The sequence below is a fragment of the Lutibacter sp. A80 genome, from assembly GCF_022429645.1.
GTDB lineage: Bacteria > Bacteroidota > Bacteroidia > Flavobacteriales > Flavobacteriaceae > Lutibacter.
Genome location: NZ_CP092480.1, coordinates 506,176 through 528,222 on the forward strand (window position 1 = coordinate 506,176; position 22,047 = coordinate 528,222).

19 protein-coding genes are annotated in these 22,047 nt (G+C 28.6%); 12 read left to right on the forward strand and 7 right to left on the reverse strand.

Annotated elements, in window-relative coordinates; translation table 11 throughout:
- Position 1: 1 nt before the first annotated feature.
- Positions 2-2,386: a GAF domain-containing protein gene (locus MHL31_RS02155; RefSeq protein WP_240227439.1), complete on the reverse strand. Its 2,385-nt coding sequence runs from the start codon at positions 2,384-2,386 to the stop codon at positions 2-4.
- A gap of 163 nt (positions 2,387-2,549) precedes the next feature.
- Between MHL31_RS02155 and MHL31_RS02160 the strand changes: the two genes are divergently transcribed.
- The 8 genes from MHL31_RS02160 (at position 2,550) to MHL31_RS02195 (ending at position 10,646) form a co-directional block, all read left to right on the forward strand.
- A complete protein-coding gene (locus MHL31_RS02160) occupies positions 2,550-3,389 on the forward strand; it encodes a 1,4-dihydroxy-2-naphthoyl-CoA synthase (RefSeq protein WP_240227440.1) in 840 nt (279 codons plus the stop codon).
- A 111-nt stretch (positions 3,390-3,500) separates the two neighbouring features.
- A complete protein-coding gene (locus MHL31_RS02165) occupies positions 3,501-4,484 on the forward strand; it encodes a hypothetical protein (protein WP_240227441.1) in 984 nt (327 codons plus the stop codon).
- A 132-nt stretch (positions 4,485-4,616) separates the two neighbouring features.
- A complete protein-coding gene (locus tag MHL31_RS02170) occupies positions 4,617-4,982 on the forward strand; it encodes a hypothetical protein (RefSeq protein WP_240227442.1) in 366 nt (121 codons plus the stop codon).
- A 322-nt stretch (positions 4,983-5,304) separates the two neighbouring features.
- On the forward strand, positions 5,305-6,228 hold the full coding sequence (locus MHL31_RS02175; protein ID WP_240227443.1) for a hypothetical protein: 924 nt from the start codon (positions 5,305-5,307) through the stop codon (positions 6,226-6,228).
- A gap of 4 nt (positions 6,229-6,232) precedes the next feature.
- Entirely contained in the window at positions 6,233-8,218 is a 1,986-nt protein-coding gene (locus tag MHL31_RS02180) for a TonB-dependent siderophore receptor (RefSeq protein WP_240227444.1), read from the forward strand.
- Between the two features lie 40 nt (positions 8,219-8,258).
- Complete coding sequence (locus MHL31_RS02185; protein ID WP_240227445.1) at positions 8,259-9,113, forward strand: MbnP family protein; 855 nt, start codon at positions 8,259-8,261, stop codon at positions 9,111-9,113.
- A gap of 76 nt (positions 9,114-9,189) precedes the next feature.
- Positions 9,190-10,209 carry a cytochrome-c peroxidase gene (locus MHL31_RS02190; RefSeq protein WP_240227446.1) on the forward strand — a complete coding sequence of 340 codons (1,020 nt, stop codon included), beginning with the start codon at positions 9,190-9,192 and terminating at the stop codon, positions 10,207-10,209.
- Between the two features lie 125 nt (positions 10,210-10,334).
- The gene (locus MHL31_RS02195; RefSeq protein WP_240227447.1) at positions 10,335-10,646 is read left to right on the forward strand and encodes an MTH1187 family thiamine-binding protein; all 312 of its coding nucleotides are present in this window, start codon (positions 10,335-10,337) and stop codon (positions 10,644-10,646) included.
- Positions 10,647-10,828: 182 nt separating this feature from the next.
- On the opposite strand, the gene MHL31_RS02200 is transcribed toward MHL31_RS02195, so the two are convergent.
- Together MHL31_RS02200 and MHL31_RS02205 are read right to left on the reverse strand one after the other, a co-directional pair.
- Positions 10,829-11,869, reverse strand: a complete 1,041-nt coding sequence (locus tag MHL31_RS02200) for a serine hydrolase (protein WP_240227448.1) — start codon at positions 11,867-11,869, stop codon at positions 10,829-10,831.
- Positions 11,870-12,225: 356 nt separating this feature from the next.
- Positions 12,226-13,122, reverse strand: coding sequence for an AraC family transcriptional regulator (locus tag MHL31_RS02205; RefSeq protein WP_240227449.1), 897 nt, complete (start codon positions 13,120-13,122; stop codon positions 12,226-12,228).
- A 149-nt stretch (positions 13,123-13,271) separates the two neighbouring features.
- On the opposite strand from MHL31_RS02205, the gene MHL31_RS02210 reads away from it, so the two are divergent.
- The 4 genes from MHL31_RS02210 to MHL31_RS02225 all read left to right on the forward strand — a co-directional run bounded on the left by MHL31_RS02210 (position 13,272) and on the right by MHL31_RS02225 (position 16,393).
- Positions 13,272-14,624: an MATE family efflux transporter gene (locus tag MHL31_RS02210; protein WP_240227450.1), complete on the forward strand. Its 1,353-nt coding sequence runs from the start codon at positions 13,272-13,274 to the stop codon at positions 14,622-14,624.
- Between the two features lie 276 nt (positions 14,625-14,900).
- Positions 14,901-15,128 carry a type II toxin-antitoxin system Y4mF family antitoxin gene (locus MHL31_RS02215; protein ID WP_240227451.1) on the forward strand — a complete coding sequence of 76 codons (228 nt, stop codon included), beginning with the start codon at positions 14,901-14,903 and terminating at the stop codon, positions 15,126-15,128.
- Entirely contained in the window at positions 15,115-15,450 is a 336-nt protein-coding gene (locus MHL31_RS02220; RefSeq protein WP_240227452.1) for a HipA N-terminal domain-containing protein, read from the forward strand. The genes MHL31_RS02215 and MHL31_RS02220 overlap by 14 nt, the downstream gene beginning before the upstream one ends.
- Positions 15,440-16,393 (forward strand): HipA domain-containing protein, encoded by a 954-nt coding sequence (locus MHL31_RS02225; protein ID WP_240227453.1) that lies wholly within the window; start codon positions 15,440-15,442, stop codon positions 16,391-16,393. The genes MHL31_RS02220 and MHL31_RS02225 overlap by 11 nt, the downstream gene beginning before the upstream one ends.
- Before the next feature lie 334 nt (positions 16,394-16,727).
- Here MHL31_RS02225 and MHL31_RS02230 read toward each other — a convergent pair whose 3' ends face one another.
- The 4 genes from MHL31_RS02230 to MHL31_RS02245 form a co-directional block, all read right to left on the reverse strand.
- Positions 16,728-16,898: a hypothetical protein gene (locus tag MHL31_RS02230; RefSeq protein ID WP_240227454.1), complete on the reverse strand. Its 171-nt coding sequence runs from the start codon at positions 16,896-16,898 to the stop codon at positions 16,728-16,730.
- Positions 16,899-17,005: 107 nt separating this feature from the next.
- Positions 17,006-19,120 carry a hypothetical protein gene (locus MHL31_RS02235; RefSeq protein ID WP_240227455.1) on the reverse strand — a complete coding sequence of 705 codons (2,115 nt, stop codon included), beginning with the start codon at positions 19,118-19,120 and terminating at the stop codon, positions 17,006-17,008.
- 37 nt (positions 19,121-19,157) lie between these two features.
- A complete protein-coding gene (locus MHL31_RS02240; RefSeq protein ID WP_240227456.1) occupies positions 19,158-20,411 on the reverse strand; it encodes a restriction endonuclease subunit S in 1,254 nt (417 codons plus the stop codon).
- Positions 20,404-22,032 (reverse strand): class I SAM-dependent DNA methyltransferase, encoded by a 1,629-nt coding sequence (locus tag MHL31_RS02245; RefSeq protein WP_240227457.1) that lies wholly within the window; start codon positions 22,030-22,032, stop codon positions 20,404-20,406. Before MHL31_RS02245 ends, MHL31_RS02240 begins: the two co-directional genes overlap by 8 nt.
- Positions 22,033-22,047: the final 15 nt, after the last annotated feature.

A 22,047-nucleotide genomic window follows, 5' to 3' on the forward strand; every position in this document is an offset into this window, starting at 1 on the left:
ATTAATTAGGTGAAATTTCTCGCATAATTTCTTCAAAAGTAATATTGTTTTCTTCAGATTTATTAAAATTAATTGTTACACGAAGTGCTTTTAAACCTGTAATGCCTTGTAGATCTTCTATATCTAATTTTTCTATAGGGTTTAAAAAATAGTTTTTGTCTTGTAAGTATTTTATATACTTTAAATATTCTTTAGCATCGTTGTTTTGGCTGTAAACAATTGCTATTTTACCAGGTTGTGTTAATCGCTCATTTGTGTTTTTTATCAGTGCTTTATCAATACGTTTTTTAATTATTTCATATCTAATATTGTAAGCTCCATCAACATCAAAACGTTTTTCATCCATTCTAAACCTTATAGCTAAAGGAGTACTGTGTACTAGTATTAAAGAAGCTACTTCTAAAGGATGTTTTAATTTGGTTTTTAATTTATTTGCTAAATTTTCCGATTCACACAACATTTGTAATTGCCATAATCGTAAGTTGTATAAGTATAATTTATTATAGGTACGATCATTAACTAAAGATTTTCCAATATACATATTATGGTCAATTCCATCAGTTTTATAACGTTCAAAGTAATGAGGGAACATTTTTTGAGCTTCAACTTGTTTTAAATCAATATATTTAGATAATTCTTCATTTAGTAAAGTAACACTTTCTTCGTAATCTTTTCTTTTTTCATAAACAACTTGAAGTTTATCATCTAAATGACTCATATATAATTCTATATCTTGATTTAGATCGTTGTCAATGGTTTTTAAATGATTAAAAACTGGATAAATATCTTTATTTAAAAAGTCGGTAACCATAACTTCATCACCAGAATTTAAACCATCTTTAATATCTTTTAAACAAGTGTCTATTCTATATAATAAATCTTTATAAATAGGAAGTTTATATTTTGAATTTGTTTTTTCAATTATATTTCTTGCTAATTTTAATTGTTTGCTTAAATCTTTTTGAATGGCATAATTACGAGCTATAGATGAACCTTTAATATCTGTTTGTCCATATAGTGGAATAACATTTTCAAACACTATACTTTTTAAATTATAAGGAATTTTTTCTGTATTATTTTCTGTAAAAAATAGCGTTTCAGCTTGTTCGTAAAATTTCCACTTTACAGTTGGATGTAAGGAGGTGTAATTTTCTTGAATTATGGATTCTAATTTATTTTCAATTTCTTCCATTATTCTTTTTACAGCTATTTTAAAAACTGGAATAACATCTTTTAACTTATAGGCATTTATTGAATTTAATTCAAATTTATTTTTTGATACTATTTCCATAATTCCAAATAAATCTTCTTTTAATTTTAAAGGAACTAGAATAATACTTTGTATGTTTTGTTTATCTAATGCTTTATAGAGACCATTGTAGTGTGTTGCTTTAGCATAAGCTTCTATATCTGAAATTGCAATAAGTTCATGGTCTTTAAAAACTGTTGTGATAATGTTTTCACAAAAATAGCCGTCAAAATCAAAGTCTACTTCTTCATTTAGTAGAAAGCTTTTTTGTATTTTATGGTTTTTAAAAGTTGTATTCGTTTTATTAAAATGGTAGGTAGAAAAACCAAAGAGAATATCGCTAGAACCAAATAGTTTGGCAATACTTTTTTCTATTTTATCAAAACTATTTTCATCTTTTTTATTTCTAATTAAGTTTTCGGTTAAATTAGCTAAAGACTGATCTTGTGTAACATCAAACAAGTTCATAATACCAAATCCAGTAAATTGGTAACTGTTAGGAGGAAATTTTTCTTTCCAAATATCTATGTTATCAAAATTATCTAATAATAATTTTACATCTTCATCTGTTATTATTGGAGCAGAAGCTAAGGGTTCAACTTTAAAAAAATCGCCATTAATAAGTGTTCTATAATGTTTGGTAATACCTGTTTTTATATTTGGTATATCAAAAAAGAACGGTCTCCTAAAATCAACATTAACATTATAATAACTAGATAAAATAAAGGAACAACTTAAAATGTAAATGTTAAGTTCATCAAAATTTCGAAGTTTAAATTCAAAATCTTCACCTGCATCTTCAATAATTTGTTCAAACCTTTTAGAGAGTTTAAAAGTTGTAAATTCAAAAGGAATTGTAGCAGCTTTTATTTCATTATTTTGTAATAATTCTGGAAATAAAAAAGATAATAATTTATCAATTTCTTTATTGTATTTATTTAAATAACTCAGGTCTTCAAACCCGTCTCTTAATTCTGGAAATTGTTTAAATTCCTCTAATAAATTAATTGCTATATGTTGTAAATAACTATTTTTATCTTGTGCAAGTTTCTCTAAATATTCAAACACGGCAACAAAACTAACCTTTAGTTTAATAGGTAGTTCGGATTTATTTATATTATAAGGAAGAATTTTCATGAGAATACATATTAATACTTTAGTTTGGTCGTAAGTATTGCTGCAAATTTACGGTTTTATTTTTCTTTTTTAGTTTCCAACAAGCTGGTATTAAATAAACTTTTATTTTAGTAGTACAAAAAACATAAAATAAATTATTTTTACCTTTCTAAAATTGATAGTTATGAGTAATATAAAATGGAAAACCGTTAAAGAATTTGAAGATATAACCTATAAAAAAAGCGGAGGAGTAGCCCGTATAGCATTTAATAGACCGAATGTTAGAAATGCATTTAGACCAAAAACAACTAGTGAGTTGCTCGAAGCTTTTCATGATGCGCAAGAAGATTTAAATATAGGAGTTGTGCTTTTAAGTGCTGAAGGACCAAGTACAAAAGATGGTGTTTTTAGTTTTTGTAGTGGAGGAGACCAACGTGCACGTGGGCATCAAGGATATGTGGGAGAAGATAATTATCACAGATTAAATATTTTAGATGTACAACGTTTAATCCGTTTTATGCCTAAAGTTGTAATTGCTGTAGTGCCAGGTTGGGCTGTTGGTGGCGGACATAGTTTACACGTAGTTTGCGATTTAACTTTAGCAAGTAAAGAACACGCCATTTTTAAACAAACCGATGCCGATGTAACTAGTTTTGATGGTGGTTATGGTTCGGCATATTTAGCTAAAATGGTGGGACAAAAAAAGGCACGTGAAATATTTTTCTTAGGAAGAAATTATTCTGCACAAGAAGCTTATGAAATGGGAATGGTTAATGCAGTAATTCCTCATGAAAAATTGGAAGAAACTGCTTTTGAATGGGCACAAGAAATTTTAGAAAAATCGCCAACTTCTATTAAAATGTTGAAATTTGCTATGAATTTAACTGATGATGGAATGGTTGGTCAACAAGTATTTGCAGGTGAAGCAACGCGTTTAGCGTATATGACTGAAGAAGCAAAAGAAGGAAGAGATGCTTTTTTAGAAAAACGTAAACCTAACTTCGACAAAAAATATTTACCATAAATAACTTTCTCTTATTTAGTTAGTTGTAAAAATTAAGTTTTAATTTTTTATTATATTTATAGTTTGTAAAAGTTTAAAAATAATAAGTAACTCAATTTAAAATAATGCATTATGAAATCTTTTAAAATTAATTATTTTTTATTTACGCTTATTATTTTACTGCAAATCATTTCTTGTAATACTGCTAAAACCATCGTCCCAAATAATGGTCAAGAAATTCAATCATTAAAATTAAGTGGTGGCTCAAGTGGAATGGAAAAACTAGATGATACATCTTATTTAGTAGTTTACGATATAAAGAGTTATAAAGAAGGACCCCGATTGGCTATATTAAAAATTACTGAAGAAGGAACTCAAGTTTTTCCAATAAATATTTCTGAATGGGGCACTGAAGGAATAGCAAGTGATTTAGAGAGTATTTGTAAAATTCCAGGAAAAATAGATGAATATTTTATTGCAGAATCTGGAAATTGGAAAGGAGAAATTGGTAGAATATTTCATATTAAAGTGAATACTTCTAATTTAACAGCTACAGTTTTAGGAATAACAAAATTGCCTTTAATAACTATAAATAACTTAGATTTTGTAGGTGATCAATATGAAGCAATGGCCTGTTTACCATACAATAAATCTGAGAGAATATTAATGTTAGCCGAAAGGGGAGGTTCAGAAGCAAATCCGAATGGAATTGTAAGATGGGGAATCTATAATTTAGAAACTCATACATTGGTTTTTAGTGATTTAGGCTTACAAGGTATTAAAGTTCAAGCGCCTGGAAATTGGACAAATACCAATAAAAAAAGAGATGTTACAGACCTTCATATAGATGATGAAGGAGGGATTTGGGCGGCAGCTTCCGAAGATATTAGTGATGCAGGTCCTTTTTATTCTGTAATTTATAAAATAGGACAAATAGACACATTTAATAAAGAATGTCCTTTTGAAATTTATAGTAATTTTTCTAATGGAGAAGTTATTTCAGGATTTAAAGTAGAAGCACTTTCGGGACCTACTAAAAATATTAAGGCTACCCATTCTTTTGGAACTGAAGATGAAATTTATGGAGGTGTATGGAGACCAATAACTGTAGAGTAATTTTTACTAAAAAATAGATACTTAAAATAAGAGTAAAAAATAAAAAACAGCTATATGATAAAAATCAGTATAATTGTTGGTTTAAATAATTATACATTAGGATTTTTTTAAAAAAAATCTGATATTCGCCACGTGAAAACAGCGGCACTTATATTAGCTTTATTTTTATTTTTTAAACCAATACTTCCGCTATTGGAGTATGCTGCTTTTTATGATTATATAAAGAATGAACTTTGTATAAATCAAGATGTTCCTGAAATGCAATGTAACGGAAAGTGTCATTTAAAAAAAGAATTGGTAAAAGCTTCCAATTCCGAAAATGATACAAAAAAAAATCATTCTTCTTCTGCAGAGCATTCTTCAGTTTATTTTTATGAAAAAATAGCTTGTTATAACTGCTTAATTTCAGAAGAACAAAAATCAAAATTAAATATTGCATATAATAATAGTTATAAATTTCATTATATGGGATTCGTTTTTCATCCTCCACTAGTTTAACTTTTTCATAAAGTACTAAATTTTACAATCAAAATACCGTAGTGTTTAGCTAGCAAATTTTTGTATAGTTAATCATAAATATGCCTTTTTTAGTTATGTATAATTAAAATAGGGTTAGTATAATATATCTTTATTATAATTCATTAAAAAGGATATGTTCTAAGTTTGATGTACAAGTTTTTTACTCTTTTAAATAGTAGTACAATTGGTTTTTAACCTTTGTAATTTCTCTAAATAATTATGTGTTTTTCATTTTGAAATACATTTATAAATTTATTTGAGACTACTTTATTTTCAACAGTTTTTAATTAAACAATAACTAATGAAACGTTTACAAATTATTGTAATTGTAGTTTTTATTATGGTAACTTCTTGTACTATAGATAAAACAGATTACGAGGCAGAATTAAACATTGAAACCACCGAATTTATTGAATTTAAAGAGGTAACTTCTATTAGTAGTGGTAATTATACTATTAATATTGAAGCTTTAAATGGAGTTTTTTACAAAGGCTATAATAAAATTCATTTAAAAGTTAATAACACATTAACCAATGAAAATTTGGAAGGTTTAGAGTTAACTTTTTTGCCAATTATGACAGATGCTAATGGAAACAAAGTTTCTTGTCCGCATAGTTATAATTTGGTATATAATTCAACAGAAGCTTATTATGAAGGTTATGTTGTATTTACCAGTGAAAGTGATTCTACGGTAAATTGGCAATTATTTATAGATGTTACCGAAACTAATGAAACACAGACGTTGCAACAAATTATTACTGTTGAAGAACAAACTAATTTAAATCTAAATATGACGGCGTTTACAGGCAACGATGGCGAACAGTATTTTATAGCTTTAATTGCTCCACAAAGCCCAAGTGTTTCTCAAAACGATTTGGTTGCTGGTATTTATAAGTACAATCAACCAACAAATGAAGAGGGTATTTTTCCAGATCCTTCTCAGTTTTCTTATTCCATAGTTCAAAATCACACCTTATTATTAGATCCAAGAATGCCAGAACCTTCAATGGGAAATCATTCATCGCCTAATAATCAAGATTTAACGCAACAGAGTGATGGTTTATATTATGGTGTTGTTAATTATACAATGACAGGTAATTGGACATTGAATTTTATTTTACAAGATGAAAATGGACAAATTATTAAAGGAACTGAAGTTTCAACAGATTTTACACCAGGAATAGAAGGAGCAAAAGGAGAATTGTATATAGATATTTTATTTTAAAACTATGAGAATAATAACTATAGCATTGCTCTTAATAACAACAATTGTAAGCGCCCAAACTATGCAAAAAAAGAGCGATAGTTTAGGTGTAGCTTTAGATGAGGTTGTAATAATTGCAGCTAAAAAAAAGCAACTAGAAACTGAAATGAAAATGGCAGTTACTGTAGACGAGTTTTTGGCATCTTCAAACAATATAAGTTTTATTAAACGTGGTGCTTATGCTTGGGAACCGTTATTAAATAATATGAGTACAGAACGCTCTACAGTAACTATTGATGGTATGCATATTTTTGGTGCATGTACAGATAAAATGGATCCTGTAACGTCATATGTTGAAAGTAATAACCTTTCAGAAATAGATATAAAATCTGGGCAAGAAGGAAGTTTACACGGAGCAACAGTTGCTGGTAGCATCAATTTGAAAAGGAAAAGCACCGCATTTACATTTGAGGAAAATTACAAAGGTGCATACCAGACTGGCTTCGAGTTTAATAATAATCAATTTTTTAACCTTGCAAATGCTTCTTATTCAAATAAAAAGTTGGTAGTGGACGCAAGTATAGCTCACCGAAAAGCAAATAATTATAAAGACGGAAATAATGATGAAATAAAACATTCTCAGTTCGAAAAATTAAATGCTTCTATCGGTATTGCTTATAAAACAAGCGAATTATCTTCTTTAAAAGTAGATGCAATTTTTGATAAGGCAAAAGATGTTGGTTTTCCGGCACTTCCAATGGATTTATCCCTTTCTAGAGCACTAATAACATCAGTTGCATATAAGCAGTTTTTTGATAAAGGAACTCTAAAAGTTTGGGATACTAAAGTTTATTTTAATGCTGTAGAGCATTATATGGACGATACAACACGACCTGAAAATTTAGTGCATATGGATATGCCAGGGTGGAGTACAACTTATGGACTAGTGTCAAAAATAAACTTAAAAAAAAATGATTTTTCTTCAGAAATACAGTTGAATATTTATGATAATTTATCTATTGCAGAAATGAGAATGTATCCACAAGACAGAAGTGAACGTACTATGTTTGCTTATAGCTGGCCTTGGGTTACAACGCGTTATGCAGGACTTTCAACAAGTAATTTGTTGGAAATTTCAGAAATAAGTCAATTTAATTTTGGGGGATCTTTAGGTCTAAATTACAACTACTCTAAGTATGCGGAATTTAACTGGATTTTTCATCCAGGAGCACCTCAAGAAAAAACACGACTTTTGCCAAGTTTACATGCGGGTTATACACTACAAATTAATAAATATAATTTTTCTATTGGAACTGGTTATGGACATAGAGCACCTTCTGTTTCGGAAGGTTATGGCTATTATATTTATAATAGTTTTGATAGATACGATTATATTGGGAATCCAGATTTAAAAAATGAAATTTCTTATGAAGTAAATGCTAGTGCTGGTATTAAAATTGAAAAAGGAAGCCTACAGGCCAAAGTAAACTATTTCTATATTAAAAATTATATTATAGGAAGAATTTTAAGCTTGGGAAGCCCTATGAATTATCAGTCTGTAGGAGTAAAAGGCTATACTTCGTTAGACAATGCTTCACTATTTAATTTCTCTTTAGATGCTAGTTATAATCTTCTGGATAATTTACATTGGAAAGGAACTTTAACCTATGCAAGAGGTTTAGATGATCATAAAAATAACTTACCATTTATTCGTCCTTTAAGTTATCAAACATCCTTGCATTTTTCATATCGTAATTTTGGGTTTTTAACGTCGTTAAATGGCGATTTTACACAGGCTAATTATAGTCCTGAATATGGAGAAGATGAAACTCTTTCTTACAAAAATTGGAATATTTCTGCAGATTACACCTTTTATATTAAAGATTATAAAACGGTATTTCAGGTGGGTGCAGAGAATATATTTAACGAGTATTATAGCACTTATGCCGATTGGGGAAATATACCAAGAATGGGACGTAATGTATTTACGTCTTTAAAAATAAATTTTTAAAAATAATAATTAAACAAACAATAATAAAAAATCGAAAACAATGAAAAATTTAAAAAACTTTATTTTATTAGCTATTTTATCAATTACATTTATAGCCTGTGAAGATGATGATATACCCGTAGCAAACAATGTAGTGTTAGAATTTAATAACACATTTAAAGGTACTACTATAGTGCTTGGTACCGATGCTACAACTGCAACTGTTAATACTTCAGAAGCAGGACAAACACATTATTTTTCTGAATTAAAATATGTGATTAGTAATATTAGACTTATAAATGCTGAAGGAATTGAAATTCCTTATAACGTTAACAATTTAGATAATGGTGCAACAGTTGTAGATCATTCTAAACCAGAAACATTACAGTATATTTTAAATAATATTCCAACTACAGAATACACACAAATAAAATTTGGCTTAGGAGTAAAAACGGAATTAAATACTTTAGATCAAGTAAGTTTTCCTAACTTTTATGCAACTGCAGGTGCAAATGATACTCAAATGCACTGGGAGTGGGGTACAGGCTACCGTTTTACAAAAATTGAAGGATTTTATGGTGAAGATAGCAATCAATTATCTTTTCACTCTGGTAGTACTGTAGAAGGAACTGAAGGAGATGAAAGTACTTATGTACCAGGTGTAGATGCTTATAGAGATATTACATTAAACTTACCAACAAATGTAATAGTTGGTAGTAATGCTCCTAAAATTAATATTGAAGTAGATTTTGATAAGTTGTTAAGTGGAGCAGCTAATACAATTGAGTTAGGTGTAGATAATGCAACTCCGAGTATTCATACAGCAAATAATATGGTGTTATTTGTAGATAATATTGGTGGTAATGGTTCAACTAATGTAACAGGAATGTTTTCTATTGAAAATGTAGAAAATTAACATTTAAATAGTTAGAGCCAACTATGTTTGTAAAATATAGTTGGCTCTTTTAAACAATCTCATAAAATTTATTTTAATGAAAATATTTATAAGAAATATTGCTATTTTACTGTTGTTAGTATCGTGTAACAACAATGACTATGAGATTATTTCTTATAATAATCCAGACTTAGTTCTTAATATTCCAGCAGGATTTCCAGAGTTAAATAATTCGGTGTATAGTAATTATCCTACAAAATATGGAGTTGAATTAGGTGAAAAATTATTTTTTGATAAAAAATTAAGTGCAGATAATACCATTTCTTGTTCTAGTTGTCATAAACAAGAAAATGCATTTGCAGATAGCAATGCAATAGGTATTGGAATTGAGGGTAGAGTAGGACTACGAAATGTACCTCCAATTCAAAATATGGCATTTATGCAAGTATATAATTGGGATGGTAATAAACGTCAATTAGAAAATCAACCATTGGTTCCTATTATAACTCACGAAGAAATGGATTCATCCATATTAGAAGTTATTGGTAAAATTGAAGCTGATAAGGATTATATTGAATTATTTAACAAAGCTTTTGGTGATGAAGCAATAACACCAGACAGAATATATAATAGCATTGCTCAATACGAATATATGCTCATTTCTGCCAATAGTAAATACGATAGTGTAAAAAGAAATGAAGGAGCGGTTTTTACAGAATCCGAAGCACAAGGTTATCAAATTTTTCAAGAAAAATGTGCAACTTGCCATAGTACCGAACTTTTTACGGATCAAAGTTTTAGAAATATTGGATTTCCAATAAACCCAAATATAGATGAAGCTGGAAGAGCAAGAGTTACTGGAGTTGAAGAAGATTATATGAGTTTTCGTGTTCCTACCTTACGTAATATAGAGCATACTGCGCCTTATGGTAGTTTTGGCCAATTTGCTACTTTAAAAGAAGTTTTAGATTATTTTGATAATGGTGTTTTAGATGCAGACAATTTAGACCCTGTTTTTAAAGATAATGGCAATAGAATTCCACTTTCTGAACAAGAGAAGTTAAATCTTATTTCATTTTTAAAAACACTAAATGACTCAGATTTTCTTGGGAAATAAATTGTAAGTATAACTTCTTAAATAACAAATGTAAAAATTAATTTAAAAAGATTGTACCATGAGAATTTAATCTGTATGGTCATATTTCACTACATTTGTAAGTGAATTTAAATACCTATAAATTAATGTCAGTACTATTAGAATTTGCCATGTTTCCAATGGATAAAGGTGAAAGTGTAAGTCAATATGTGAGTAAACTTATAAATATGATTCGTGAAAGTGGCGTTAAATATCAATTAACTCCAATGGGTACCATAATTGAAACCGAGACTATGCCTGAAGCTTTGGCCATTGTACAGCAATCTTATGATGTTTTAGAACCAGATTGCGACCGTGTGTATTCAACAATGACTATAGATGTTCGTAAAGGAAAAAGTAATTGCTTAACAGGAAAAGTTAAATCGGTTGAGAAATTAATAGGAGAAGTTAACAAATAATATTTTTAGCTATAGCTTAATTTTAATTTAAAGGTTAAATGGAAATGAATAATTTCATTTTTCATAGATAAAACTTTTATGGAGTAGTCTACTAATTTTGGCTTACTAATATTTTATATGTGAATACCTGTATTTTAGTTAAATGTGTTGACTAAATCTTGGTTTTTTACGTAAGTTACTAATTATGTGTTAGAATTTTTTTTTACGATTTTTACAATACGATTGTAAATAATTTCTGCTAAATTCCAGTTATATCCATTAAAGTTGGTTGTATTGTTAAATTGAATAATAACAGTATCTATATCTTTGTGGTATTCTGCTATACTTTGGTAACCAACAATTAAACCTGTATGTTTGTATTCGTAGACAGACGAATAAATTTCTTGTTCACCTTCGTTAAATACAGAACCATCATTTAATGCACGTAGAAAAATTCCTACATCTTCTGTTGTAGCAATCATTAAGCCAGAAAATTCATTTTTTAAATCCTCTTCAACTCCAACATAATATCCGCTCATTACGTCGTCTATATTTACTTCGTGTAGTGATCCGAATGTGTTTTTTAAGTTTAAAGGGATTAAAATTTCTTCTTTTATATATTGTTGATGGCTATATCCTAGAGTTTTATCAATAAGGTCTGAAATTAACATATAATTTGTGTTTGAATAACCATAATCTTCATTTGGTTGAAAATCTGCAGGTAAATCTAGCGCGTATTCAAGAGTTTCTTGTTTGTTTTTTGGTGGTTTAGACCAATAATCAGGGTGATCTACAAAGTTGGGTATACCACTTCTATGTTGTAGCATTAATTTTAAGGTTATTTTATCTGAATTTTGAATTCTTCCAGCAAGTTCAGGAAAGTAATCAGCCAATGTTTTATCTAAAGATAAGCGTCCATCTTTAACTAATTTTGTAGTAGCAACCGCAACATATAGCTTGGTAATACTAGCAATTTTAAATAAGGCTTGTGGGTATGCAGGTATTTTATTTTTGCGGTCGTGCCATCCAGCAGCATAGTATTCTGGCTGTTTTCCAGCTTGTTCAACATATACAATCATTCCATCAAAATCATAGTCTAAAGCTTTATTTACTTGCTCTTGAACTGTATTAGGCAGTGGTAAAATCCAAGCTTTTACCAAAATCCAAGGAACAAACCATAAAGAAGATATACTTGCAATAATAAATAGTATTCTTAGAATTTGTTTTATTTGTTTCTTTGCCATTATAATTTTGGGTTAATGTATTTAATAGTACTACTGCAAAAATTTAAAATGTAGAACAATTTAATAAAAATTGTGATCTTTTTATTGGAGAAAAAGATAAAATTATTATTTCTAATATTAGAATTAGCATTCATTAAATCTGTAAATAATAATAAGTGATTTAATAAAGAACATACATTAATTGGCTATAAAAAAGAACTTATAATTGAAGATATTGAAAAGTAAGGTAAAAAATACTGCTGTTAGTATGTATTTTGTTTCTTACTTATTACTAACTGATACAAAAAGTAATGTAATTAAAAATTGAAGTGTAGAGTTCTTAATTATGAATCTTATATTTAATAAAAAGTTATTGATTATACACTCTTTCTAAATTGAGTAGCTGTCATTCCTGTATTACGTTTAAAAAATTGATTAAAATTAGCAGCTTCATTAAAGCCTAATATTTCTGCTATTTCAGTAATCGTTTTATCCTTTTGGTTTAATAGTGTTTTTGAATATAAAATTTTATAATCAATTATTATTTTTTGAGCACTTTTACCGGTAGCTTTTTTTACACATTCTGAGAGGTAAATGGCACTAATATTCATCATTGAGGCATATTCTTTTACAGATAGAAATGTAGTATTGTTTGAAAGAATTTTCTGTTCAAATTTAGCAAGAATAATATCGTTACGATTCATACTTGTAATTCCCTCATTATTATGCGTTATTCTTTTGATTTTATAAAGTAAAACAAGTAATAGGTGTGTAATAATATTTAAATTATTCAATTTACCCGCTCTAGATTCTTCAAATATTTCTTTTGCCAATAATTCTATTCCTTTGAAATCTTCGTCATTCAATTGATACATGGGTAACGAGTGCAATTTGAAAAAAGGAAATTCATTTTGCACATCATATGAATTATTTAAATTTTCAAACAAAGAGGCTTTAAAATTAATAATGTAACCAATGTCATTATTTTTTTTCCCTTTTCGCTTATAATTTATAGTCTGAAAAGGTGAAACTATTGCCAACGTATTTTTTTTATTTTGAAGCGTTTGATTTCCAATCTGAATTGACACGCTAGTTCTATACAAAATTGCGATTTCAAAAAAACTTCTTTTATGTGGTTTTAAATAAATTTCATCAATTTTGTGGTCTTTCGTATTGTCGACTTCAATAGACCTTATATAAAAACTATTGGAATAATCGTCAACAGCTTCAGAACTATTAACAAAGTAGTCTTTTATATTATCAAATACCTGCATGTATTTATTTGTTTTTTGTAAAAATACACTTAAAACCTTAATTGTAATCTTTTTTACCGAAATAGTAATTCATAATTAAGTATTTCAACAGTCTATATTTGCATTATATTAAATAGTGATTATAGTAAATACGTAATTAGTTAATATCTATGAATTCAAAATATTCACTAAAAGACGGTCCTATATTTAAACTATTATTAGTTTATGCAGGTCCGGCTGTTTTAGGTCTTTTAATAAATGCTTTTTATAATATTGTAGACAGAGTATTTGTTGCAAAATACGTGGGAGCCGAAGGATTATCTGCCGTAACAATGGCTTTTCCTATTTCTCTTTTTCAATTTGGAATTGTACTTTTATTTGGAAGCGGAGCAGGAATATTTATATCTAAATATTTAGGTGAATCTAGACCTGAAAAAGCAGAAAAAGTTCTAGGAAATATGATTGCAGGTTTACTAATAATAGCTGTGATTTTTACTTTTGCAGGCCTACTATTATACAAACCTTTATTAAGTTTTTTAGGAGCAAGAGATGAACTATTTCAATTATCTGCTGAATATTTGCAAATAATAATTATTGGATTTCCACCTTCATTTGCTTTAGCTTTAGAGTTTACTTGCCGTGCTGAAGGAAACCCGCGTTTACCTGCAATTCTTATTTTAGTATCATCAGTAATAAACATTGTGTTAGATGTGGTATTTATGAAGTATTTAAATATGGGAATTAAAGGTGCCGCATTAGCAACAATTACGGCTGTAAGTGTAAATGCTGTTTTTATAATTAGATATTATATAAGTGGCAAAAGCGTGATAAAGTTTGCTTGGAAAAATATAAAACTTCAAAAGGAAGTAATTTTACCAGTTTTAAGTGTTGGTTTAGCTCCGTTTGTTATGGATATTTCTACAAGTATTCAAAACCTTATAGCTAATAGTTTGCTTCTTGAAACTGGAGGAACCTATGCAGTTGCAGCTATGGGAATTATTTTTAGTGTAAATATAATTTTTCTAATGACTGCTCTTGGAACAGGTGATGGTATGCAACCTCTTGTTAGTTTTAATGTTGGTGCGAAACGCCTTGATAGAAATAAAACAACATTAATGTATGCATTATTAATAGTAGGTTTAGTTGGTTTATTAGGAATCGTTCAAATTGAGTTATTTCCTGATTTTATTATAAATTTATTTATTAATGATAATGATGAAATTATAAGGATTACAGAAAAAGCCTTACAAATTTTCGCTATATCTATTCCTTTTTATATGATTCAGATAGTGCTTACTCGTTATTTTCAGGCGTTGCAATCAAATAAAACAGCTACATTTTTAGCACTGCTGCGTCCAATTTTACTTTTTGTACCTATAGTGTATTTTCTAAAGGGACTTTGGGGGTTAAATGGAATCTGGTTTTCGTTTTTATTTAGTGATTTTTTAGCAGTTCTGGTTTCTTTTTTAATGATGAAAAGAGTTTCTTATAAAAGAAAGAAAGTAATGTTAAAAATAGATTAATTTCATACTGCTGTCAAGTATTTTGATAAAATAAGTTAGTAACAAATTTATTTTTCAATACATAAGTAATAAATCTTTATTTATATAGATATATTGATGTGCAAGGTGTAATAAAGGTATGTTTTTTAGTTTACTTTATTATCTTTCAATTTCAAATTAAAACAACTCAGTTATTAGTTATATGTATATGCATATAAAATTAGTGTTTGTAAATAAATTATACGTTTTTACATATAATTTACTATATTTGTTTAAAATTATATTTAATTACATATAATGAAGACGCTTAAACAGTTTGTTAAAGAACGAAGAAAAGAAGTAAATCTAACTCAAGAAGAGTTTGCAGATAGAGCTGGTGTTGCTTTAACTGTAATCAGAAAAATAGAACAAGGGAAAACAAATTTAAACCTTGAAAAAGTAAATCAAGTTTTAAAAATGTTTGGGCATACATTAGTGCCAATAAGTGAAAAAGAACTAAATAATCAATTAGATGAGACAAGCTAATATTTTTTACAATACAGTTTATTGTGGGCTTTTAACTGAAACAAACGATGGAGATTATACGTTTCAATACGATAATGATTATATAAATAATTATCCAGAACAGTTTATCACATTTACAATGCCAGTTTCAGATACTGTTTATAGAGATAAAAGACTGTTTTCTTTTTTTGAAGGTTTAATACCAGAAGGATGGTTATTAAATATTGCATCAAAAAGTTGGAAAATTAATCCGAATGATAGAATGGGGTTATTGTTAGCTTGTTGTAAAAATTGTATAGGAGCAGTAAGTGTTGAACCAAAAATAAATAGTGATGAAGAATAAATGTCTGTATTGCTATAAAGAACTTAAAGGTGAAGTTGATTTTCATAAAAAGTGTAGTTTAGAATTTTTTGGTTCAGAAACTCCTCCAAAATTACCGTATTCATTAGTTCAAATGTCTGAATTAGCTAAAAGTGTAGTTGAAAGGAGTGTTGCTGTTCCAGGGGTGCAACCGAAATTATCTATGACATTAATAGAGGAGGAAAAACTAAAGTCGGATAAAAGGTTGACTGTTGTAGGTGCTTTAGGTGGTAACTTTATTTTTAAACCGCCGTCTGAAAATTTTGTTGAAATGCCAGAAAATGAACATTTAACAATGAGAATGGCAGAATTGTATGGAATTTCCGTTGTACCTTCTTCTTTAATTAGATTAGAATCGGGTGAATTATCATATATAACAAAACGTGTTGATAGGAGAGAGGATGGATCTAAAATTCATATGATAGATATGTTTCAAATTACCGAAGCTTTTGATAAGTATAAAGGCTCTATGGAACGTGTAGGAAAGGCGTTAGATTTGTATGCTTCAAATACATTATTAGATAAATTACGTTTTTTTGAATTGACAGTTTTTAGTTTTATAACTGGAAATAACGATATGCATTTGAAAAATTTTTCAATGATAAAAACTAATATTGGATGGAGTTTATCTCCAGCATATGACTTGTTAAATGTTACTATTGTAAATCCTGATGATAAAGAAGAGTTTGCCTTAACAATTGCTGGGAAAAAAAGAAAAATATCTGCTGAAATATTGACTCATTTTGGATTAGGTTTAGGTCTAAATTCTAAACAGATTAATAGTGTTTATAAGAGGTTTAAAAAACAAAAAGGTAAAGTGTTAAGCTTAATTAACTGTTCTTTTCTCTCTGAGGAGATGAAACAAGAATATATTAATTTATTAGAAGATCGATTTATGAAAATTATATTGAAAAAAGATAAATAGCATTATTATTAAAACAACTGAATTAATAGTACTACAATTATTTATTACTTACTAAGTTTTCAAAATCTAATTTAATAAATTCCTAAACCTTACCTTTATAATAATTTGGTTCAAAATCAATATCTGTTAATGAAAATCAACAATTTCTGATACTAATTGATCTTTAGAATAAGTGTAAGGGTTACTTTTAAGATAAAAACCTATCATTTTAGTTAACGTAAAAGTTTCTAATAATTCGTGTATATCCCAGAAGTCTTTTTTGCGACCACCTTATCCAATAACTTTAAATTTCATTGCAGCTATTTCTTCAATACTAGAAAGTTTAATAGTATCCTCATAAAACTTCTATCAATTCAAAAACTTTTTGCCCAATAATTTTAGATAAATCTCCGTTTTCATCTAGTACATTTACAAAACCTAATTTACATTTATGCATAATTGGATCGTTTGAATTTTCAAAAGCTCTATAGTTTCTGTTGTCATCATTCCCTGGATACAATAACATTACTTTTTCAGCATCCCAATACCTTCCGTAGGTATAAACTTGCCTTAAATCTTGAATACTTATATATCACCAAGTCTCCATATGGTGTCTATCACTATTATTTCAATTTATCCCTGTTCTACTCCTCTTCTCATCATATCAGCTATTTCTCTTAAAACATCTTCATCTTTTAAACCATCGAGTTTTTTCCTTAATTCATTAAATTCTTTACCCTTCAAATTATCTTGTATTAACTTTTTTAATTGAATTGCCCTTTCCTTATTAGAAACAGATGGTTTTATATCTGACCTTAAAATTGTTTCATCTTTTACAGACATGAAAGGTTCATAAAGTTTTTGATAACTTCGACCAATAACACCTTGAAATTGATATACATTTGGATTATTCTTTTCTTTTTTACCACCTTCCAATATATGTTCTTTGGAAATACCTGGGTATAAATCAATGTAAAAAATATTTTTAATGCCTAACTGAAAAGCTTTTTTTGAGCAAAGTTCACAAGGAGATGCTGTAGTAAATAAATTCCCTCCCATTAACGGCTGACCTCCATACTTAGAAATCTGCAACATTGCATTTTCTTCTGCATGTAATGATCTGGTATGGACCTGATTATCTTTTGCTTCATATGAATTATGAAAAGATTTAAAACAATAAGAACAAGGTCTTCCCTCTAATCTTTCTTCCAACCCTTTTATTTTTAGGAAATCTTTAGTTATTTTATCAATAAACTTTTCTCCATCCTTATACTTATGTTCAGTCTTACCCTGCTCAAAATTTGAAAACTCAGTTATATCTACAGCTCCTGTTAAATCTCTAATATCTCTCAATCCACAATGAATTTGACCTACTGGGACTTCATTCCAACCAATTCCTTTAACTGAATAATGTGAATCTGTAACAACTGCTCCTACCTGCCTTGAAATGCAACCTGAGTTAAGTTTTGCATTAAAAGCAATTTGCATAATTCTCTCTGGATAAGTTGGAGTAATTAACCCTGGTTGTTGAATTAAACTTATCAACTTCAGTGTTTGAAAAATAAAAGGTTGATATATATAATACTTATTATCTCCTTTATACTCTTTATTCTTTCTTTTTTTTAATTCTTCTTTATGATCTTTTAGTATATCATCAAACTTTAAATCTTCTTTAAAAACAATATGATAATCAGATTTTTGAACACAATTTTCCACATCAAAACTATCAAAATCACCTCTTTTAAATTCATTTACTTTATATTCAGTGTCGTCTAATAATTTTATTAGGTTTATATTTTTATTTACATCGGTCTTAGAGGGTTTTTTCCTATTTTTTTCTTTAATATATTCTTGTCTAACTTTCTCTTTTCTACTACTTACCACCATATAAAAACCAGAATATTTCTCCTTAAAATACATCATTTCATAGGAATTCTTTAACCTATCAATTATTATATGTGCTTCTCTTTTATCTTTAATTTCTGATGATGCTTTTCTATGAATTTTAATTAATTGATTTATTACATCCGCTAAAATGTAAATATAATTTAACTTTTCCTCTTTCTTATTTTCTTTAATTACTTCAATATCTAAAGTGCCATATCTTCTAAGACAATAAGCTGCGACATGATTTAATTTATGTCTTAAAAAACGGCTATACCAGTCTAATTTATTGAAAAATAATTTTGAAAATTCCCTATATGGTTCATTAAAAAAGAAATCACTAATATTTGAAGTTGTTAAAAAATCAAGAAGTGTATCTCCTTTAAACCGAATATTTATAGTGTCCAAAATATTTTCTAAATACTTCTTGAAATCATTCGATAAAAATTGAGAACTACCTTCTGCAATACCAACATCCCCACCAAATCTTGGTGTTTTAAACTCTTTATAATTACCAAGGCTATCAATCCAATTACATATATTTTCAGCATATTTTTTATTATTCTTATCGTAATTATGATGTAGGATAAATAATAGAATAACACTTCTGTAATCAACTACATCAAACTTTATCCAATTCTCTTTATGTTTGAAAAAGTCTTTTATTCTTCTTATTTTTCTCGATTCAATTCCGCTTATATCAGAATACACATTCTCAAAATCTTCAATAAACTTAAATTGTTCTTCTGTTAATTCTTCTTGCGAAAGCAACTCAACAATTTTGTCTGCTCCTGCCTGCATTTTCCCTGTAAGTCCAAGAAGAATGAAGTTTTTTCTTAATTTATAAAAATTGTTTAATGACATATGACGTTTTTTTCTTTAGCTATTTTTTTCTTTTCCTTTACTCTTTTTTATAACCTTCTCCACTCTCCGCAACCATACCTAATGGCATATCCTGAGCTTGACGAAGGGCTGCCTCCCCAACCGTAACTTGCCCATTCATTAACATTGGTAATAACCAATCTCGAAGCTTGGAAAGTTTTTGGTTTTCTTTTGAGTTTACAATTATTTTTTCGTGGAAAGGGTCTGCAATTTTTTTAAATTTTTCTAAAGTATCTTTATTTGGAAAACAAAGTTTCAGCCCAAAAAGGTCATCTTTAGTTATTGAACCAAATGTTGTTCCTGAAGAATTTCTTCTATCAAAAATTTGTTTAAAATGTTCCATTTGACTCCATAAAAAAGAATTAGAACCTTCTTTTTCTCTTAGAGCAGCTAATCCACGACCAATACAACAACTTTCCATTGTTTGATTAAGCGTTCCAACTGGAGCTCTAACGGATAATAGAATGTCATTTTCTTCAGCCATTCGAGATGGTTCAGTTGTATATTTTCTTACAGTAGGAAATCTTAAACCAAAATCTGTTGAGCCTTGATAGAAGACTGTCCCATTTTCTTCTTCATTATAAGAGCTCCCAGCAGGTGATTGTCCCATTGTGATATTTGCAATATCAGACAAAACACCATCTTCCCAACCAACAGGAATTTCACGTTTTAACTCCTCATTATAAACCATTAACCCACCAGATGATTTATAAGGTTTTCCGTTAGCATCTGGAAAATCGAACTGTACAAACCAATAATTGTACAATGTTTTTGCCATTGCTTCTAACTCTTGGTTTATTTTGTTGTTGATTTCTATTTTTGCATCTAAATCTGAAAGGACTTTGGCTATTTTTTGTTGAGTAATAAGAGATGGTAATGAAATTATTCTATCTGAAATTTGAGGAATTGTAATTTGTGGTTGCCCAGAACCGGTTCCACCTTGACGGTTTTGCTTTAGATTATAAAAAAGATAATCTACATCTAATAACTTACTGTTTGGAATTAAAGTAAGTAATCTGACAATAGGAAAAAATGGTTCTTTTCTAATAGCTACAAACCCTACATTTGAACCTCTTGCAGCTACTGTTACAGCAGAGTCAATTATTCTAGGAGTATCTGTATAACCTTGTAATCCATATTTTTTCTCTGCATTAGCAAAAACTGGTATATTATTTAAATTACTTTTATCTACGCTAAATATTTTTGGTTTATCTCCACCCGCAAAAATATCTGCTACTTCACCTAATTTAAATATGCTAAACTCACTATTCATAATTTAACTTCTTTAAATTCTTTTGAATCTCCTTTTCTAAACTTTTACTTTCAGCAAATAAACCTTCTAAATTGGTTTCAAAAGTATTCATTTTTGTTGCAAACTCTTCCGCAGTAATATCAACATATTCAATTTTCACTTCAAAATATTGCCCTGCACTTAAACTGTAGTTTTTAGCTTCAATATCCTTATAAGAAACCACTACCGAGAAATCGTCTTTTACTTCTTTAGTATTAAAAACATTAATAATTTGGTCTTCTTCGGCTTTAGAAAGTACCGTTTTTTGGTTTTTACCTTCTTTTACTTTGGTTCCTAAATTGGAAGCATCTATTAACACCACATCTTTTGTATTGGTTTTGTCTAAAAACAAAATACTTACGTTGGTACCTGTAGTTGCAAAAATATTACTTGGCATACTTACTACACCTGCTAACATTTTACTTTCAACTAGTTTTTGTCTAATTTTTTTATCTATACCACTTTGCGCGGTAATAAAACCTGTTGGCACTACAATGGCAGCTTTTCCATGTTGCGTTAAGCTGTGCATTATATGCTGTATAAACAACAAATAAATAGCCATAGATTCTTTCTTTTTATTGGGCACTTTTGGTATGCCTGCAAAAAAGCGTTCTTGGTTTGCTTTGGTGTCTAAATCTGCGCTATAATCAGAAAAATCTAACTTAAATGGCGGATTTGAAACTATATAATCAAACTGCTCTAACTGTCCGTTTTCTTGTTTATGATACGGATGTAAAATGGTATTACCTTGTATAATATTATGAATGGAATGTACCAGGTTGTTTAAAATTAGATTTAAACGCAGTAGGGCAGATGATTTTTGAGAAATATCTTGCGAGTAAATAGTACATTTATCTTCGCCAATGGCGTGTGCAATGTTCATTAACAAGGTACCAGATCCTGCACTGGGATCATAACAGGTAACATTATTAATTTTTTTATTAGCTGGCACCAAACAAGCCGCCATAATTTTAGCTACTGCGTGTGGTGTAAAATATTCGGCATATTTACCGCCGCTATTGGTGTTGTAATCTTTAATTAAATACTCGAAAATAGTAGCAAAAAAGTCGAACTTTTGTGTAAAAATATGTTCAAAACTAAAATCTACTAATTTATTTACCAATGCTTTGCAAAAAGCATCTCTATTATCGGTTACATATTTGCTTATGTTTTCGAACAATACAACTTTTTCTCCACCTTGTGTTAATACCGAAAAAATATCGTTGTTTGCTTTGGCAACATCTGTTAAGGTTTGGTCAAAAATATCAGCAAATTTGTCTTTATTTTGTTCTTTAAATAATTTTGACAATAAGTTTTTAGGGGTAAATTTAGCGGTGTTTTCATTAATTTGAATGCTCAACATTTCCAAATCATCATCGGAATAATTGTCTAATGCTTCATCTAAATTTTCAGCGTTTGCCAATGCTGGTTCAAGTTGTTTTAATTCATAAACATATTTATCGTTTAAAAACTTATATAAAAATACTTGAGTAATTATTTTAAATTCATTTCCATCATTTCCTAAACCGTAATTGGCACATACGCTTTTTAAATCGTCTATAAGTGCTTTGGTTTGGGTTTCGAATTTTGCGGTATCTGTCATATTTATTTAATTATG